Source organism: Variovorax ureilyticus (assembly GCF_050632185.1).
GTDB lineage: Bacteria > Pseudomonadota > Gammaproteobacteria > Burkholderiales > Burkholderiaceae_C > Variovorax > Variovorax ureilyticus_A.
Genome location: NZ_CP192579.1, coordinates 1730069 through 1744364, shown reverse-complemented (window position 1 = coordinate 1744364; position 14296 = coordinate 1730069). Strand labels below are relative to the sequence as shown.

The following is a 14296-nucleotide window of genomic DNA, read 5'->3' as shown; positions in this document are numbered from 1 at the left end:
GCACCTACCCGGCCGATCCGCGGCCGATGAATTCGATGAACCGTGCGAGCGCCGGGTTGGCGGTTCCGGCGTCCCAGACGAGGCTGGTCTCGCAGCTCGGAAGCGCCACGGATGCGCGGCGGCGGCCTTCGGGCTCGAACTCGGCCGCGCCGCGATAGACGATGCCCGCGCGCCGGAACTGCATCACGCTCTCGGGCACCCAGGCCACGCCGAGGCCGCCCCAGACGAGGTTGACGATGGTCTGCATCTGGATCGCCTCCTGCGCGATGCGCGGGGTGCGGCCGGCTGCGTGGTAGAGGCCGAAGATCGCGTCGTGCAGCGAGGGCACGATGCGGCGCGGGAAGATGACCACCGGCTCGGCGAGAGCATCCGCGAGCCGGACCTTTCTGGCTTTCGCCATCGGATGCGTCGCTGGAAGCGCGAGCACCAGCGGCTCCTGCGACACCGCGAGCCGTTCCAAGCCCGGGGGCGCCGAGCCCGGCGAATGCAGCATCAGCCCGGCGTCGATCTCGCCGCGTGAGAAGGCCTCGAGCTGCACGTCGCCGGTGGCCTCGACCAGCTCCAGCGCGACATCCGGTGAGCGCAGGCGGAATTCGCGCACCCACACCGGCAGCCGCTCGAAACCGATCGTCGACACGAAGGCGAGCCGCACGCGCCCCACCTCGCCCGCCGCCGCCGCGCGCGCGCGCCGGCAGGGCCTGCGCGCGGGCCAGGAGCTCGCGCACTTCGGGCACCAGCGCCTCGCCCGCCGGCGTGAGCGCGACCCGGCGGCGCGTGCGGTCGAACAGCACCACGCCGAGCGCTTTCTCGAGTTGCGCGATCGCCTGCGTGACCGGCGGCTGCGTCATGTGAAGGCGCAGCGCCGCGCGGCCGAAATGCAATTCCTCCGCCACCGCCAGGAACTGGCGCCAGACACGGAGGTCGATCAGGCTCTCTTTCATATGCCAAGCATATCAATGCATGGCAGAAATTGGATTGGAACCAATCAATCAATCGTCCGATACTTGGCCTCCCCCCGATTTCCCAATTCCCCCGATCACGAGAGACCCACGATGGAAACGAAACCGATCCAGATCAACCGCCGCAGCGCCAACATCGTCGAAGGCAAGAGCCGGGCGCCGAACCGGTCGATGTTCTATGCCATGGGCTACGAGGAAGCCGATTTCAAGAAGCCGATGGTCGGCGTCGCCAACGGCCACAGCACCATCACGCCCTGCAACTCGGGCCTGCAGAGGCTGGCCGACGCGGCCATCGCCGGCATCGAGGAAGCCGGCGGCAACGCCCAGGTGTTCGGCACCCCGACCATCTCGGACGGCATGGCGATGGGCACCGAGGGCATGAAGTATTCGCTCGTGAGCCGCGAGGTGATCTCCGACTGCATCGAGACCTGCGTCGGCGGCCAGTGGATGGACGGCGTGCTGGTGGTCGGCGGCTGCGACAAGAACATGCCCGGCGGCATGATGGGCATGCTGCGCGCCAACGTGCCATCCATCTACGTCTACGGCGGCACCATCCTGCCCGGCCACTACAAGGGCCAGGACCTGAACATCGTAAGCGTCTTCGAGGCGGTCGGCCAGAACGCGGCCGGCAACCTGAGCGACGAAGACCTGAAGGAAATCGAACGCCGCGCCATCCCCGGGACCGGTTCGTGCGGCGGCATGTACACCGCCAACACCATGTCGAGCGCCTTCGAGGCTCTGGGCATGTCGCTGCCCTACTCGTCCACGATGGCCAATCCGCACGACGAAAAGCAGAACTCGGCCAAGGAATCGGCCAAGGTGCTGATCGAAGCCATCAAGAAGGACCTGAAGCCGCGCGACATCGTGACCAAGAAGGCGATCGAGAACGCGGTCGCGGTCATCATGGCCACCGGCGGCTCGACCAATGCGGTGCTGCACTTCCTCGCGATCGCTCATGCGGCAGGCGTGGACTGGACCATCGACGACTTCGAGCGCATCCGCAAGAAGGTGCCGGTCATCTGCGACCTGAAGCCCAGCGGCAAATACCGGCGGTCGACCTGCACAAGGCCGGCGGCATCCCGCAGGTCATGAAGGTGCTGCTGAACGCCGGCCTGCTGCATGGCGACTGCATCACCATCACCGGCAAGACCATCGCCGAAGTGCTCAAGGACGTGCCGGACCAGCCGCGCGCGGACCAAGACGTGATCCGCCCCATCAACAATCCGATGTACGCCGAAGGACATCTGGCGATCCTCAAGGGCAACCTCTCGCCCGAAGGCGCGGTCGCTAAGATCTCCGGCCTCAAGAACCCCGTCATCACCGGACCGGCGCGCGTGTTCGACGACGAACAATCGGCGCTGCAGGCGATCCTCGACGGCAAGATCAAGGCTGGCGACGTGATGGTGCTGCGCTATCTCGGCCCGAAGGGTGGCCCGGGCATGCCGGAAATGCTGGCCCCGACCGGTGCGCTGATCGGCGCGGGCCTCGGCGAAAGCGTGGGCCTCATCACCGACGGCCGCTTCTCCGGCGGCACCTGGGGCATGGTGGTCGGCCACGTCGCGCCCGAAGCGGCCGCGGGCGGCACCATCGCGTTCGTCAACGAGGGCGATTCGATCACCATCGACGCGCACCAGTTGAAGCTCGAACTGAACGTGCCTGACGCAGAAATCGCCAAGCGCCGGGCCGCCTGGAAAGCCCCTGCCCCGCGCTACACCCGCGGCGTGCAGGCCAAGTTCGCCTTCAATGCGTCCAGCGCCAGCTCCGGCGCCGTGCTGGACAAGTACTGACACTTCGGGCATTCGGGAAACACCACGGAACCGGCTCCGCCGGGCCGTCGGTGTTGCCCCCGGAAGGGGTGCCCGAGCTACACGAAGTGAGCGAGGCTGGGGGCGAGCCTATTTCCTCCGGAGCGTGCCGAGCCGGCTGCGCTGGCGATCGATGCGCTCCTGGCGGCGCGCGTTCTCTTTTTCGACGACCTTGCGCTTGGTGTAGCCCGAGGCATCGGCCCAGGCCCACCAAACGACGGCCAGCGCGAAAGGCGCCAGCACCACCCACCAGCTCCAGTTGGCGACAACGCCGACCTCGAGCACCTTGAGCGCCACGCCCAGCAAGCCCAACCCCAGGAACCACATCGCGAACTCCTCCATCCTTTGTCTGTGACGCGCCCCGGCAAAGAGCGGCCCGCCGCCCTACCTACAATCGCGCTGGATCGACTTTAACGCACCCAAGCCGTTGACCCCCATGAAAAGAGCGCTCCTTGCCGCCACGCTGTGTGTCGGCTGTACAGCCCCCGCCGTCGCCGATCTGGCGCTGGCCACGTCGAAGAACTGCATGAGCTGCCACGCGGTGGATCGCAAAGTGCTGGGCCCGGCCTTCAAGGACGTGGCCGCCAAGTACAAGGACAACAAGGGCGCGCTCGAACTGCTCGCCAACAAGATCATGAAGGGCGGCTCCGGCGTGTGGGGGCCAGTCCCGATGCCCGCCAACAACCAGGTCAGCGAGGCCGACGCGAAGAAGCTGGCCGCCTGGGTGTTGTCGACGAAATAGCGCCCTGAATCAGACCGCCGGCGGCATGCCCGCCGCGGCGTCGGTCGAGCGGCGATCCAGCCTGTCTTCGAGCTGGCCGATGTGCGCGGCCAGCGTGTTGTCGAGCTGGTCGGAACGCACCTTCATGGCCACTTCCAACTGCTCGACCCGCGCGAGCATCGCCGCATGCCGCTCCGCGTTGCGGGTCATGTGGGCGTTTTCCTGGCTTTCAAGAAAGTTGCGCAGCTCGGTGAAGCGCGAGGCTTCCGCCTTGTCGGCGAGATCGCGCTGGACCTGCATTTCCTTGGTGTGACGGCGCGTCTCCAGAAGGATCGAGCTCTGCAGATAGACCACGTAGGCGACGAAGAAGATGCCCAGCAGCGCCGTCAACCCCAGCATGATCAGCCCGAAAGGCGCTGTGACCTGCATGAAGCCGATCGAGATGGTCGTCGGCGCGACGACAAGGCCCCAGTTCAATGCGGCCAGTGCCGCAATCAGCAGCACGACCACCAGCAATACACCTGTTCTGACTCCCATGACCTGCTCCGGTTTGTGATTGGAGGGTCATTTGTAACATCAGTAGGCCTGCCCGAGCTGCTCCAGGATCGCGGGATTCTCCAGCGTGGAGGTGTCCTGCGTGATCGCCTCGCCCTTGGCGATGCTGCGCAGCAGGCGGCGCATGATCTTCCCGCTGCGGGTCTTCGGCAGGTTCTCGCCGAAGCGGATGTCCTTGGGCTTGGCGATCGGGCCGATTTCCTTCGCGACCCAGTTGCGCAGTTCCGCCGCGATCTGCTCTGGCTTCGTCGCCGGTGGGACGGCCGCGCTTGAGCACCACGAAGGCGCAGACCGCCTCGCCGGTCAGGTCGTCCGGCCGACCGACGACCGCGGCCTCCGCCACCAGGTCCGTCTTGGCGACCAGCGCGGATTCGATCTCCATCGTGCCCAGGCGGTGTCCGGACACGTTGAGCACGTCATCGATGCGGCCGGTGATGCGGAAGTACGCGCGGTCGGCGCTGCGCACCGCGCCATCGCCGGCGAGGTAGATCGCGCCGCCCATCTCCTCGGGGAAGTAGCCCTTCTTGAAACGCTCCGGGTCGTTCCAGATGGTGCGGATCATCGACGGCCACGGCCGCTTGATGACCAGCATGCCGCCCGAGCCGTGCGGGATGTCCTTGCCGGTCTCGTCGACGATCGCGGCCATGATGCCCGGCAGCGGCAGCGTGCACGAACCCGGCACCAGCGGCGTGGCGCCCGGCAGCGGCGTGATGACATGACCGCCGGTCTCGGTTTGCCAGAAGGTGTCCACGATCGGGCACTTCTCGCCGCCGACATTGCGGTAGTACCACATCCATGCTTCGGGATTGATCGGCTCGCCCACCGTGCCGAGGATGCGCAGCGATGAAAGGTCCCAGTTCTTCGGATGCACCTTCTCGTCGCTGTCCGCCGCCTTGATGAGCGAGCGGATCGCCGTCGGCGCCGTGTAGAAGACCGAGACCTTGTGCCGCTCGATCATCTGCCAGAAGCGGCCCGCATGCGGGAAGGTCGGGATGCCCTCGAACACCACCTGCGTCGCGCCCGCCGCGAGCGGACCGTAGGCCACGTAGGTGTGGCCGGTGATCCAGCCGATGTCGGCGGTGCACCAGAAGATGTCCTCCGGGCGGATGTCGAAGGTCCAGTCCATCGTGAGCTTGGCCCACAGCAGGTAGCCGCCGGTCGAATGCTGCACGCCCTTGGGCTTGCCCGTGGAACCGGAGGTGTAGAGGATGAAGAGCGGATGCTCCGCCCCCACCGGTACCGGCGCGCATTCGGTGCTCTGGCCCTTGAGCGCGTCGTCGAAGGTCTTGTCGCGGCCGGCGACCATGTTGCATGGCGTCTTGGTGCGCTCGAAGACCAGCACCGTCTTGATCGACTCGCAGCCGCCGAGCGCGATGCCGTCGTCGACGATCGCCTTGAGCGGCAGTTCCTTGCCGCCACGAAGCTGGAAGTTGGCGGTGACGACCGCCACGGCGCCGGCATCGATGATGCGCTCGTTCAGGGCCTTGGCCGAGAAGCCGCCGAACACCACGCTGTGCGTGGCACCGATGCGCGCGCAGGCCTGCATCGCGACCACGCCCTCGATGGTCATCGGCATGTAGATGATGACGCGGTCGCCCTTCCGGATGCCCTGCGCCTTCAGCGCGTTCGCGAACTGCGAGACACGCGCCAGAAGTTCCTTGTAGGTGACCTGCGTGACCGCGCCGTCGTCGGCCTCGAAGATGATCGCGGTCTTGTTCTCGACCGGCGTGCCGATGTGCTTGTCGAGACAGTTGGCCGAGGCATTGAGTTCACCGTCGTCGAACCACTTGTAGAACGGCACGTTGGACTCGTCGAGCACGCGCGTGAAAGGCTTGGTCCAGACCACGTTGGCCTTCGCCTGGCGGCCCCAGAAACCCTCGAAATCATCGGCGGCTTCCTTGCACAGCGCTTCGTACGCGGCCATGCTGGGGATGCGCGCGCCCTGGCTGGCACGGGCGTCCGGCGGAAACACGCGGTTTTCGACCAGGACGGATTCGATGGTGGATGCGCTGCTCATTCGTTTGTCTCCTTTACCGACTGCATCAGATTGCGACCCGTTGCGGTGCCGGTCGAATGTCGGGGCACCCACTTACGGAGGACTGACGGGCCATGTTAACGAGGGAATCGTCACATGGTGCTCATCGGCCCACCCCTAGAATCCCGCGTCCAACCGTTGTCAAAGAAGTCCAGGTCCGTCCCGCCAGATGTCAAACCAAGATCCCCTGCGCCCCATCGAGGGCAAGGCCTCGCCGCTTCGGCCCCTGCCCAACCTGATCTTCGCGAGCCGCTGGCTGCAGCTCCCGTTGTACCTGGGTCTCATCGTCGCGCAGGCGGTCTACGTGGTGCATTTCCTGGTCGAGCTTCTGCATCTCGTGGAGGCAGGTTTCGGCAGCCAGGATGCGCTTCAGGCGCTCATCACCAGCATCGGCTACAAGACCACCGCGCCGGTGGCCACGCTCAACGAGACGGTGATCATGCTGGTCGTGCTGGCGCTGATCGACGTGGTGATGATCTCGAACCTGCTGATCATGGTGATCGTCGGCGGTTACGAGACCTTCGTGAGCCGGCTCAATCTCGAAGGCCACCGCGACCAGCCCGAGTGGCTCAGCCACGTCAACGCCTCGGTGCTCAAGGTCAAGCTGGCGACCGCCATCATCGGCATCAGCTCGATCCACCTGCTGAAGACCTTCATCAACGCGGACAACTACACCGACCGCGTGCTCATCGCGCAGACCGCGATCCACATCACTTTCCTGCTCTCGGCGATGGCGATCGCGGTCACGGACCGGCTCATGGCGCCGGCCCCTGCCGAAGACCACTGATCCCGCGGAACCGGCTCAGCGGCCGGTCATTTTCTCGGGCACCACCCAGGCGTCGAATTGCTCGGCCGTCAGGTGCCCCGAGGCGATCGCCGCCTCGCGCAGGCTGCTGCCTTCCTTGTGCGCCTTCTTCGCGATGAACGCGGCCTTGTCGTAGCCGATGTGCGTATTGAGCGCGGTCACGAGCATCAGCGACCGCTGCACCAGCTCGGTGATGCGCTCGCGGTTGGGCTCGATGCCGACTGCGCAGTGGTCGTTGAAGCTCACCATGCCGTCGGCCAGGAGCCGCACGCTCTGCAGGAAATTGTGGGCGATCATCGGGCGGAACACGTTCAGCTCGAAGTTGCCCGACGCGCCGCCGACGTTGATCGCGACGTCGTTGCCGAACACCTGCGCAGCCAGCATCGTCACCGCCTCGCTCTGCGTCGGGTTGACCTTGCCGGGCATGATCGAAGAACCCGGCTCGTTCTCCGGAATGGCCAGCTCGCCGATGCCGCTGCGCGGGCCGCTCGCGAGCCAGCGGATGTCGTTGGCGATCTTGTTCATGCTGGCCGCCAGTGTCTTCAGCGCGCCGTGCGCATGAACCAGCCCGTCGGCCGAGGCCATGCCCTCGAACTTGTTCGGCGCAGTGACGAAAGGCAGTCCGGTGAGCTTCGCGAGCTCCGCCGCCACCTGCTCGGCGTAACCCTTGGGCGCGTTGAGGCCGGTGCCGACCGCGGTGCCGCCGAGCGCCAGCTCGCACAGGTGCGGCAGTGCGGCCCGCACATGGGCCTCGCCGTGCGCGAGCTGGGCAACGTAGCCCGAGAACTCCTGGCCGAGCGTGAGCGGCGTCGCGTCCTGCAGGTGCGTACGGCCGATCTTCACGATGCCCTCGAAGTCCTTCGATTTCTTCTCGAGCGTGGCGCGCAGCCTGGCGATGGCCGGCAGCAGCCGATGCGTGATCGAATCGACCGCAGCGACGTGCATCGCAGTCGGAAAGACGTCATTCGACGACTGGCTGCGGTTGACGTCGTCGTTGGGGTGCACGAGCCGCCCTTCACCGCGCTCGCCGCCGAGCAGCTCGCTCGCACGGTTCGCCAGCACCTCGTTCACGTTCATGTTGGTCTGCGTGCCCGATCCGGTCTGCCAAACCACCAGCGGAAACTCAGCCGGATGCTTGCCGGCAATGACCTCATCGGCCGCCTGCACGATGGCCTGGGTCTTCTTCTCGTCCTGCAGGCCGAGGGCGTGGTTGACCACCACCGACGCGCGCTTCACCTGGGCCAGCGCGCGGATGATCTCGGCCGGCTGACGTTCGCCGGAGATGTCGAAGTTCTGGAGCGAGCGCTGGGTCTGTGCACCCCAGAGCCTGTCGGCCGGCACGTCGATCGGCCCGAAGGTGTCGCGTTCGGTACGGGTCTTGGTGGATGTCGCCATGGATGAGGGTTCCCGTCGGAGTCGAAACGCCGACCATGGTACTCGGGCGCACCGCGCCAGAACGGCAGGCCACGGCCGCGGCGCGGATAATCGCGGGGTTTTGTCTGCCATCCATCCCACGTAACGCCATGACCATCATCCAGCAGGCCGACCTGATCGAATCGGTGTCCGCCGCCCTCCAGTACATCAGCTACTACCACCCGACCGACTACATCGCGCACCTGGCCAAGGCCTACGAACGCGAACAGAGCCCGGCGGCCAAGGATGCGATGGCGCAGATCCTGACCAACAGCAAGATGAGCGCGATCGGCCACCGCCCGATCTGCCAGGACACCGGCATCGTCAACGTGTTCCTCAAGGTCGGCATGGACGTCCAGTGGGGCGGCTTCACCGGCAGCCTCGAAGACGCCGTCAACGAAGGTGTCCGCCGCGGCTACAACCATCCCGACAACACGCTGCGCGCCTCGGTCGTGGCCGATCCGCAGTTCGACCGCAAGAACACCAAGGACAACACGCCGGCCGTGATCTTCACCGAGATCGTGCCGGGCAACACCGTCGAGGTCACGGTCGCCGCCAAGGGCGGCGGCAGCGAGAACAAGAGCAAGCTCGTGATGCTGAACCCCGGCGACAGCGTGGTCGACTGGGTGCTCAAGACCGTGCCCACGATGGGCGCCGGCTGGTGCCCGCCGGGCATGCTCGGCATCGGCATCGGCGGCACGGCCGAGAAGGCCACCCTGCTCGCCAAGGAGAGCCTGATGGACGACCTCGACATGCACGAGCTGCAGGCCAAGAAGGCCTCTGGCGCCGAGCTGACCAAGGTCGAGGCGCTGCGCATCGAGCTGTATGAAAAGGTCAATGCGCTCGGCATCGGCGCGCAGGGCCTGGGCGGCCTTTCGACCGTGCTGGACGTCAAGATCAAGATGTACCCGACACACGCGGCCAGCAAGCCGGTCGCGATGATCCCGAACTGCGCGGCGACCCGCCATGCGCACTTCGTGCTCGACGGTTCGGGCCCGGTGTACCTCGAAGCACCGTCGCTCGACCTCTGGCCCAAGATCGACTGGGCACCGGATTACAACAAGAGCAAGCGCGTGGACCTCGACAAGCTCACGCCCGAGGAAGTCGCAAGCTGGAAGCCGGGCGACACGCTGCTGCTCAACGGCAAGATGCTCACCGGCCGCGATGCCGCACACAAGCGCATCGCCGACATGCTCGCCAAGGGTGAGAAGCTGCCGGTGGACTTCACCAACCGCGTGATCTACTACGTCGGCCCGGTCGATCCGGTCAAGGGCGAAGCGGTCGGCCCCGCGGGCCCGACCACCGCCACCCGCATGGACGGCTTCACCGAGATGATGCTCGCCCAGACCGGCCTGATCGCGATGATCGGCAAGGCCGAACGCGGCCCGGTCGCGATCGAGGCGATCAAGAAGCACAAGAGCGCCTACCTCATGGCGGTCGGCGGCGCGGCCTACCTCGTGAGCAAGGCGATCAAGGCGGCCAAGGTGGTCGGCTTCGCGGACCTCGGCATGGAAGCCATCTACGAGTTCGACGTGGTCGACATGCCCGTGACCGTGGCCGTCGATGCCGGCGGCACCAGCGCCCACATCACCGGCCCGGCCGAGTGGCAGAAGCGCATCGCCAGCGGCGAATTCAAGACCATCACGCTGGAACCGGCTTGAGCGCTGGCGCGGTAGCAGGATCATCGGGCGCCGATCGACCGATCGGCGTCTTCGACAGCGGCGTCGGGGGGCTCAGCGTCCTCAACGCGCTGCGCGCCGAACTGCCGCACGAGCATTTTGTCTACTTCGCCGATACCGCCCATGCACCGTACGGCGAGCGCGGCGATGCCTTCGTCGCGCAGCGAACCACCGCAATCGCGCGCCACCTGATCGACGAGCACGGGATCAAGGCGCTCGTCGTCGCCTGCAACACGGCGACCGCGGCCGCGATCCATGAACTGCGCGCGGCGCACCCCGCCCTGCCCGTGATCGGCGTCGAGCCGGCCCTCAAGCCCGCGGTCGCGCTGAGCAGGACGGGGCACATCGCGGTGATCGCCACCCGCGTGACGCTGGAGAGCCGCAAGTTCGAGGCGCTGCACGCCTCGCTCGCGGCGCGGGCCCGATTCCGCATCATCCCGTGCGATGGACTGGCGGGCGCCATCGAGCGTGCGGATGCCGTCCGGGTTGCCACGTTGTGCGAGCAGTACCTTGGTGCTGCCGGCCGCTTCGGCGATCAGCCCGGGCAAATCGATACGCTGGTGCTCGGCTGTACGCACTACCCCTTCATCGCGGACGCGCTGCGTCGCTGCACGGGGGACGCGGTGCGATTCATCGACACGGGGGTACCGGTGGCACAGCAGACTCGCCGACTCCTGCTGAGCGCCCGGAAACTCAGGACGCAAGGCGCCGGGAGCGTGCTGCTGCTCAGCAGCGCCGAGCCCGGGGCGCTCGATGCCGCGGCGGCGCGCTGGCTCGACGGCCCTGCCGGCAGCGTGATCCACACCCGGGCCGCCGACACGACGGCCGCCTGACCGCGCCACGCATGCGCCGCCAGCTCCTCGCCGCCTGCTTTCTCGGACTCGCCGGCACGGCCGGCCACGCGGCATGCGATACCGGCCTCGCAGAGCGAATGCACGCCAAGCTGCACCCCAAGCGCGTCCTCGACCACGAACGCGCCGTGTGCGAGCCCTGGAGGGGCTTGCCGGGCCGCTACATCGTGGTGCTACCGATGCCGGAGGCCGGCGGAGATCCCGACACGACCCGGTTCGACCTCGATGTGCTGGTCGTCCAGCAGGCCGACAACGGCAACACCGAGCGCACGAAGATCGTCAGCCGGCTTCTCGACGAAGGCGCGCTGACCGAAGACGCGATTCGCATCGCGGAAATCCGGGTGGACACCACGCGCTACACGCTCGCGCCGGATGCGCGCGCCTTCGGCCTGCGCGTGCTGTACCAGGGTTCTTCGCGCGCAAACCCCTACGCGCGTGAAACGCTCACGCTCTATCTGCCGCAAGGCCAGAAGCTCGCCAAGGTGCTCGACCAGCTCGAGACGACACTGGAACGCGGCGAGTGGGACACGAATTGCACCGGCACGTTCGAGGCAACGCGCGGCGCGCTGTCGGTCATGCGGGCGACGAGCAACGGCCTGGCCGACCTGACGCTGCGGCGCACGCGCTCCGGGAGCCGCGCCACGCTCCAGGGGGACGAGTGCATCACTCAGGAGCGTCCGGCCACTTTCAGCGCCACCGTGCTGCGCTACGACGGCACGATCTACCGGATGCCCAGGCGCGCGGCGCGCGACTGAGCTTCGCGGACGTTCAGGCCCGAAGCGCGACTTCGCGGCCCCGTCGCATGTCGATCGGCAGCAGCATCAGAAGTCCCAGGGCGAACAGCACCGCGGTCGCGAGGATCGCGATACGCTGGTTGCCGCCTGTCATCCAGGTGATCACGCCGTAGCTCAATGGGCCGATGATGCTGGCCAGCCGCGTCGCGAAGGTCCACAGGCCGAAGAATTCGGCCAGCTGACCCGGAGGTGCGAGGACCCCCGTCATGGCGCGGCCTGCGGATTGGCTGGAGCCCATCGCCAGCCCGGCGATCGATGCGGCCCACCAGAAGCCGCCTTTGGTCGTCACCGATGCCGCGATCACGCACACGGCGATCCAGGCGACCAGCGTTGCGGCCAGCGAACGCCTGTGTCCGACCCGGTCCTGCCAATAGCCGAAGACGAAGGCCCCGAGCGCCGCGGCGATGTTCAGGACGAAGATCAGGATCATGGTTTCGTTCGGGACGAAGCCGATCACCTGCTCCGCATAGATCGCCGCCAGCGTGATGGCGACCGCCACCCCGCCCTGGTAGGACACGGTGCAGGCCAGCAGCCACATGAAGTCGCGGTACTTGCGGGCTTCGCAGAAGGTGCTGCGCAACTGCTGCCACGCGCTCGACGTCTCGGCTCCCGCCTGCGGCACCGCCCGTTCCGGGAGGAGGACGAAGGTCGCACACGCTGCGACGCCATAGAGCCCCGCCGTGATGAGCATCGTCACCGGCACGAAGTGGGCAGCGGGCAGCCCGCGGCTCTGCGCCCACAGCACATAGGCCAGGCACAGTCCCAACGCGAGCATGCCGCCGAGGTAGCCGAAGCCCCAACCCCAGCCACTGACCTTGCCCATGCCGTCGGCGGTCGCCAGCTCGGGCAGGAACGCGCCGGTCAGCGACTCGCCGTAGGAGTAGAAGGTGTTGGAGACGATCACCAGCGCCATCGCGACGATCACGCCGCTGAACCCATCGACGCGCGGCGTGAACGCGAGGGCCGCGGTGCCGACCACACAGCCCGCTGTGGCCAGGATCAGCACACGCTTCTTGGCGGCATGAAGATCGGCCCACGCGCCGATCGCGGGCATCGTCACCATCACGAGCCCATACGAGACGCTGAGCGCGAGGGTCCACGCGAAGGCGCCCCAGGGCGCCCCGTGGGCGATGCCGCCGACGAAATAGGCGGCGAACACCGCGGTGATCACCACGGTGGTGTAGCCCGAATTGGCGAAGTCGTACATCGCCCAACCGAACACTTCGCGCTTGCGAACGCCCGGCTGCAGGGCTGACTGGGGAAAAAGGCTCAAGCAACGTCTCCTCGAAAGATCGCCGCCGAGCATAGCGGAGCGAACTGACCGCTCCGTGTCGCGCGTGCCTGCTGCTGCAGGCCGTCTCGTCCGCTAGTGCAGATGACGCGGCCGGCGTCCGCCGCCGTGGCCGCTGCTGCCGGCACCACCGGTGCCGCCGCGCGGGCGCTTGCCGATCTCGAGCGAGTTCACCAGCGCATCGAAGCGATCGCCGAAGAGCTTGTCGATCTCCGCCACCACGCCGCCGAGCTCCGCGCCGTCGAAGTGGCGCTCCATGAGGTTCACGACATCCTCGACCAGCAGGTCGCGCTGCACCTGCATGATCGCGGCGGGATTGGGTCCGACGAAAAGCATCAGGAAGTCGTCGCGCGACTCCTGGTCAGGGTCGCCTTCCTCTTCGTCGAAGTCGGTGTCGTAGAAGGTGACTTCCAGCGCGGCGCCCTGCTCGGACAACTCGTTCAGCGCCATGCACATCTCGTCGAGCGCCTGCCGGAAGTCGTCGTCGCCCGCCACCGTCCAGCAGATCTGGAGCATGTGGTCCTTCTGCTCGAAGCGGATGCCTGGTTCTTCCTCGTAGACGCTGCTCGCGCCATCGGCGAGCGAGCGTGCGCCGGCGTATTTCCAGAGCGGCTTGAGGGCTTCCTGAATCTGCTCGAAATTCACATCGGAGCGCAGCGGCACATCGCCATGCACATGGATTTCGAACGGAGCGTTATAGCGAGGCATGTCTTGCTCCCTTGTAATGTGGTGGTGCCCGGAACCGGCGGCGAACAGCCTTTATTTATGCGGGTTGCGCAGGAATTCGGGGGATTTTTGAGTGGTGACTTTAATTCGCCGGGGGCGTCTGAATTGATTTTCCCACATCGGGGGATGAGTCCAATCCCTCGGCATGCACCGCCGTCCAGAACCAGTTTCGCCACTTTCCCCGCCGGCTGCTGTTGAGCTGGAAGGTAATGCGCACGCGGCCATGGTGCCCCGCGTCAACCTCGGCGGTCAAGCGCTCGGGCTGGCCGGCGGCGGGGCTCGGCAGGGTTTGCGAACCCAGGCTGATCACGTCGCCCGGAACCTTGGCCAGCATGCCGTTATCGGCGAAGGGAGAGGACATGGCGCCAGCATAGCGCCCGCTCATCCCTTGCGCTTCTTCAGCGCGACGAGCACCGCCTCCAGCTGCTCGGCCGTGAACGTGCCATCCAGTCGCGCTTCGCCCTGCAGGAGCTCGACTCGGTTGTACCTTCCGGTTGGCACATGCGGCGCGGGCGCATTGGGCTCTTCGGGTTCCTCGTAGACCACCTCAACATCCGGCCGGAACTGGTCTTCGGCGTCTTTCGTGTGCTCCAGACCTCTCCGGTGAAAGCGGAACTTGGCGCCGATGGGAAGCTCGCGGAACTTCATCACGCGAGCATAGA

General features: G+C 66.7%; 12 protein-coding genes and 3 pseudogenes. 6 read left to right on the top strand and 9 right to left on the bottom strand.

What is annotated here, in order from left to right:
• Positions 1 to 4: 4 nt before the first annotated feature.
• Positions 5 to 941 (bottom strand): annotated as a pseudogene (locus ACQ858_RS08645) (LysR family transcriptional regulator).
• Positions 942 to 1052: 111 nt separating this feature from the next.
• Between ACQ858_RS08645 and ilvD the strand changes: the two are divergent.
• A pseudogene (gene ilvD / locus ACQ858_RS08640) lies at positions 1053 to 2746 on the top strand (dihydroxy-acid dehydratase).
• A 108-nt stretch (positions 2747 to 2854) separates the two neighbouring features.
• On the opposite strand, the gene ACQ858_RS08635 reads toward ilvD, so the two are convergent.
• Complete coding sequence (locus tag ACQ858_RS08635) at positions 2855 to 3091, bottom strand: TIGR04438 family Trp-rich protein (protein ID WP_431276819.1); 237 nt, start codon at positions 3089 to 3091, stop codon at positions 2855 to 2857.
• Positions 3092 to 3200: 109 nt separating this feature from the next.
• On the opposite strand from ACQ858_RS08635, the gene ACQ858_RS08630 reads away from it, so the two are divergent.
• Positions 3201 to 3506, top strand: coding sequence for a c-type cytochrome (locus ACQ858_RS08630; RefSeq protein ID WP_431276304.1), 306 nt, complete (start codon positions 3201 to 3203; stop codon positions 3504 to 3506).
• A gap of 9 nt (positions 3507 to 3515) precedes the next feature.
• On the opposite strand, the gene ACQ858_RS08625 is transcribed toward ACQ858_RS08630, so the two are convergent.
• Both ACQ858_RS08625 and acs read right to left on the bottom strand, forming a co-directional pair.
• Entirely contained in the window at positions 3516 to 4022 is a 507-nt protein-coding gene (locus ACQ858_RS08625; RefSeq protein ID WP_431276303.1) for a LapA family protein, read from the bottom strand.
• Positions 4023 to 4061: 39 nt separating this feature from the next.
• Positions 4062 to 6057: pseudogene (gene acs / locus ACQ858_RS08620) on the bottom strand (acetate--CoA ligase).
• 187 nt (positions 6058 to 6244) lie between these two features.
• Here acs and ACQ858_RS08615 point away from each other — a divergent pair.
• Positions 6245 to 6862: a YqhA family protein gene (locus ACQ858_RS08615; protein WP_431276302.1), complete on the top strand. Its 618-nt coding sequence runs from the start codon at positions 6245 to 6247 to the stop codon at positions 6860 to 6862.
• 15 nt (positions 6863 to 6877) lie between these two features.
• Here the strand turns inward: ACQ858_RS08615 and fumC are convergent, their stop codons facing one another.
• Complete coding sequence (gene fumC / locus ACQ858_RS08610) at positions 6878 to 8275, bottom strand: class II fumarate hydratase (protein WP_431276301.1); 1398 nt, start codon at positions 8273 to 8275, stop codon at positions 6878 to 6880.
• 128 nt (positions 8276 to 8403) lie between these two features.
• Between fumC and ACQ858_RS08605 the strand changes: the two genes are divergently transcribed.
• The 3 genes from ACQ858_RS08605 to ACQ858_RS08595 are packed head-to-tail and all read left to right on the top strand — an operon-like array spanning position 8404 to position 11578.
• Entirely contained in the window at positions 8404 to 9954 is a 1551-nt protein-coding gene (locus tag ACQ858_RS08605; RefSeq protein ID WP_431276300.1) for a fumarate hydratase, read from the top strand.
• Positions 9951 to 10805 carry a glutamate racemase gene (gene murI, locus ACQ858_RS08600; RefSeq protein ID WP_431276299.1) on the top strand — a complete coding sequence of 285 codons (855 nt, stop codon included), beginning with the start codon at positions 9951 to 9953 and terminating at the stop codon, positions 10803 to 10805. The genes ACQ858_RS08605 and murI overlap by 4 nt, the downstream gene beginning before the upstream one ends.
• Positions 10806 to 10816: 11 nt before the next feature.
• On the top strand, positions 10817 to 11578 hold the full coding sequence (locus ACQ858_RS08595; protein ID WP_431276298.1) for a hypothetical protein: 762 nt from the start codon (positions 10817 to 10819) through the stop codon (positions 11576 to 11578).
• A 13-nt stretch (positions 11579 to 11591) separates the two neighbouring features.
• Here the strand turns inward: ACQ858_RS08595 and ACQ858_RS08590 are convergent, their stop codons facing one another.
• The 4 genes from ACQ858_RS08590 to ACQ858_RS08575 all read right to left on the bottom strand — a co-directional run bounded on the left by ACQ858_RS08590 (position 11592) and on the right by ACQ858_RS08575 (position 14282).
• A complete protein-coding gene (locus ACQ858_RS08590; protein ID WP_431276297.1) occupies positions 11592 to 12890 on the bottom strand; it encodes an MFS transporter in 1299 nt (432 codons plus the stop codon).
• Between the two features lie 93 nt (positions 12891 to 12983).
• The gene (locus ACQ858_RS08585) at positions 12984 to 13616 is read right to left on the bottom strand and encodes a DUF6806 family protein (protein WP_431276296.1); all 633 of its coding nucleotides are present in this window, start codon (positions 13614 to 13616) and stop codon (positions 12984 to 12986) included.
• A gap of 100 nt (positions 13617 to 13716) precedes the next feature.
• Positions 13717 to 14019 carry a hypothetical protein gene (locus ACQ858_RS08580; protein ID WP_431276295.1) on the bottom strand — a complete coding sequence of 101 codons (303 nt, stop codon included), beginning with the start codon at positions 14017 to 14019 and terminating at the stop codon, positions 13717 to 13719.
• On the bottom strand, positions 14016 to 14282 hold the full coding sequence (locus ACQ858_RS08575) for a hypothetical protein (RefSeq protein ID WP_431276294.1): 267 nt from the start codon (positions 14280 to 14282) through the stop codon (positions 14016 to 14018). The genes ACQ858_RS08580 and ACQ858_RS08575 overlap by 4 nt, the downstream gene beginning before the upstream one ends.
• Positions 14283 to 14296 lie beyond the last annotated feature (14 nt).

Coding starts and splice junctions, on each gene's coding strand:
- fumC (WP_431276301.1), bottom strand. CDS start 8,275: ATGGCGACATCCACCAAGACCCGTACCGAACGCGACACCTTCGGGCCG.
- ACQ858_RS08580 (WP_431276295.1), bottom strand. CDS start 14,019: ATGAGCGGGCGCTATGCTGGCGCCATGTCCTCTCCCTTCGCCGATAAC.
- ACQ858_RS08575 (WP_431276294.1), bottom strand. CDS start 14,282: ATGAAGTTCCGCGAGCTTCCCATCGGCGCCAAGTTCCGCTTTCACCGG.
- ACQ858_RS08605 (WP_431276300.1), top strand. CDS start 8,404: ATGACCATCATCCAGCAGGCCGACCTGATCGAATCGGTGTCCGCCGCC.
- ACQ858_RS08615 (WP_431276302.1), top strand. CDS start 6,245: ATGTCAAACCAAGATCCCCTGCGCCCCATCGAGGGCAAGGCCTCGCCG.
- ACQ858_RS08635 (WP_431276819.1), bottom strand. CDS start 3,091: ATGTGGTTCCTGGGGTTGGGCTTGCTGGGCGTGGCGCTCAAGGTGCTC.
- ACQ858_RS08630 (WP_431276304.1), top strand. CDS start 3,201: ATGAAAAGAGCGCTCCTTGCCGCCACGCTGTGTGTCGGCTGTACAGCC.
- ACQ858_RS08625 (WP_431276303.1), bottom strand. CDS start 4,022: ATGGGAGTCAGAACAGGTGTATTGCTGGTGGTCGTGCTGCTGATTGCG.
- ACQ858_RS08595 (WP_431276298.1), top strand. CDS start 10,817: ATGCGCCGCCAGCTCCTCGCCGCCTGCTTTCTCGGACTCGCCGGCACG.
- ACQ858_RS08585 (WP_431276296.1), bottom strand. CDS start 13,616: ATGCCTCGCTATAACGCTCCGTTCGAAATCCATGTGCATGGCGATGTG.